The organism is Mesotoga sp. B105.6.4 (genome assembly GCF_002896535.1).
Lineage (GTDB): Bacteria > Thermotogota > Thermotogae > Petrotogales > Kosmotogaceae > Mesotoga.
Window position 1 is genome coordinate 1 of sequence record NZ_JWIM01000053.1, and the last position, 2349, is coordinate 2349.

Consider the following 2349-nt stretch of genomic DNA (forward strand, 5'->3'; position numbering starts at 1 on the left):
CTGCGCAGCAGCATCACTTCCTCGCGCCAGCGAGCCTCACTTCATGCCGAAGGCAGCCTTGCGTATTATCCGCTCTTTCCTACCCCCAATCTGCCACCTGCTACCACGCTTCTGCTCGCGAACACCTTGCCTTGGACTCTCACATCTCACTGGGGATACTCCTTCACTCTTGCTACGGAGCTCCTCTCTATCAATTCTGGTTTGTGAACAACTCTGTGAGTATTGGAGCCATTTAGCATATCTAGAAGAATCTCGACTGATTTCCTTCCTACCTCTTCTTTAGGGTGGGCAAAGGTGGTGAGGACTTCTCTGAAATCCCCGATTGGTCCGTCATCGAATCCGATTACGGAGATATCTTCGGGTATATTCAAGGCCAGTCTTTTGGCTACTAACTGAAGCTGAAGAGCGGTCGCGTCATTGTAGCAGAATACTGCTGTCGGACGCAGCTGAGCGGGGAGAGACATGAGTTCGTGAGCTATCTGCATAGGCGCTCCAGTGAATTCCGAGACGTTGAAGGACTTCTCGTAAATCTTTGTGAACCCAAGCTGCTTGCAACGGTCGACGAAACTCTTAGCCCTTATGACACCAGGCAGATGTGTTGACTTGTAGATTACAGCAACTCTCTGGTGACCGTATTCAAAGAAGATTTCCGATGCCTTTTCTCCTCCATAGGCGTCATCGAGGACATTGCAGCTTACGTTATCAATATTCCAGTCACTGTGGACGAGAACGATCTTCACTCCAGATTTGGCCATCGACTTTACGAGATCCTTGTTTGACCTCTTAGTCGCGCTGTAGACTGGGTCGATTATCAAGCCCTTCACTCCTGATTCGATCCACTCTGAAAGAATCTGCCTCTCCTTCACTGGATCTTCAGCCGAATTACCTAACAACATCTTGTATTCGTTCCGGAAGAGATGGTCTTCAGCTCCGAGAACAATATAAGGGAATATGTAGCTGGTTATCTGTTGCACAAGAATGCCGACAAGGTGGTTGTCGTGTCCATAACTGACGAAGGTTCCAAGGCCCGGTCTTCTTACGATAGCCGCTTCGAAAGAGAGCCGATCCAAAGCTTTTCGGACTGTCTCTCTGCTGGCACTAAACTTGTTCATCAATTCCTTCTCTGTGGGGAGTTTATCCCCGACGGAATATTTCCCGGACTTGAGTTCTTCGAGTAAGTAACGTTCAATGAGAGTGTACTTCGGAGTGATGGCAATCGCCCCCAGTTAGAATGTACGTACATATAGGATTTTACACTTCAATGTTAGTTGAGTCAAGTTTTCTTAGCAAGGACCTAGCCTCGATCGATATTTGCCTTTCAAAGGTTATACGGAGAACAGTCCTTTCTGACAGAAAAGAGAACACCTGCCGGTGAGAATAGCCGTAAGGTCCTTTCTGAAGATTCTTTTCGAGAAGATCGAGATGATATACTTCAATCGGGAGGTGGAAATGATGAAGAAATTACTGCTTGTAGTATTGATGGTTGTGGTTCTTTCTGTTTCTGCGTATGGATACACTTTCAACTCAAACAATATCGGAGCTTCAATCGCATACTTTCCCTTCATCCTTCAAACCTACTCGGCAAGGGGATATTATCACTTCGGTTTCAAGATAACGAATCCCTGGAGTATTGGCCCGATAGATTTTACTCAAGTTATGTTGTATGCCGGTCCCACAGTTTCCTACAGCTATGACAACGTTCATCACAGTTTTGAGGCAGGCATCAGCGGAAGACTCTTTTCTGGAATCGAAAATCTTTCTTTCAATCTTTTTGGCAGAAGATTCATGATTGCCGTGGGCCTAAGAGGTTCATCTACCTTCTCTTTCTCGACACTGAAGCTTGCAAAGCCTCAAATATCACCGGCTCTGAGCATTATCGATGTCACCAAAATGACAGACAGAATGAATTACTCGTTGTTCTTCTGGCCGCTGCCGGTGCTCCTGGGATTTGATCTGTACTTCTAATTGTTCAATGATGTTGTTCCTCAGTGCTCTTGCTTCCTACAATAATAGGAGTTCGCAGAGAAGAATGAGCTCTTCCGGGTGAAGGATTTTTCTGATATGAAAATTACTAAGAGGATGTGATCCGCTTATGAGAGTATTCTCTGTTATGGGCAGTCCAAGATTGAAGGGCAATACTATGCTTGTCCTGGATAATTTCATGAAGGGAATTAGAGATGGACATGATAAGCTGGAACTGAAATCCGTCTTTCTTCATGGTAAAAAGATCGAACCGTGTGCGGGTTGCGACAAATGCAAGAATGATGGCGAATCCTGCGTAATTGAAGATGACATGCTTGATCTTTATGGTGAAGTCGTTGCCGCCAATGTGATTATCTTCTCTACGCC

Annotated in this window: 3 protein-coding genes; 2 read left to right on the forward strand and 1 reads right to left on the reverse strand. The window is 45.7% G+C overall.

Annotated features, from left to right (window positions below):
- Positions 1-146: 146 nt before the first annotated feature.
- A complete protein-coding gene (locus RJ60_RS11305; RefSeq protein ID WP_165775387.1) occupies positions 147-1211 on the reverse strand; it encodes a GntR family transcriptional regulator in 1065 nt (354 codons plus the stop codon).
- A 238-nt stretch (positions 1212-1449) separates the two neighbouring features.
- Between RJ60_RS11305 and RJ60_RS11310 the strand changes: the two genes are divergently transcribed.
- Positions 1450-1965, forward strand: a complete 516-nt coding sequence (locus tag RJ60_RS11310; RefSeq protein WP_180979938.1) for a hypothetical protein — start codon at positions 1450-1452, stop codon at positions 1963-1965.
- Positions 1966-2092: 127 nt separating this feature from the next.
- Positions 2093-2349 (forward strand): flavodoxin family protein (locus tag RJ60_RS11315; RefSeq protein ID WP_146028914.1); only part of this gene is annotated, 257 nt, incomplete at its 3' end.

What these genes read in the sequence shown, in the direction of transcription:
- RJ60_RS11310 (WP_180979938.1), top strand. Translation starts at nt 1,450, where the DNA reads ATGATGAAGAAATTACTGCTTGTAGTATTGATGGTTGTGGTTCTTTCT.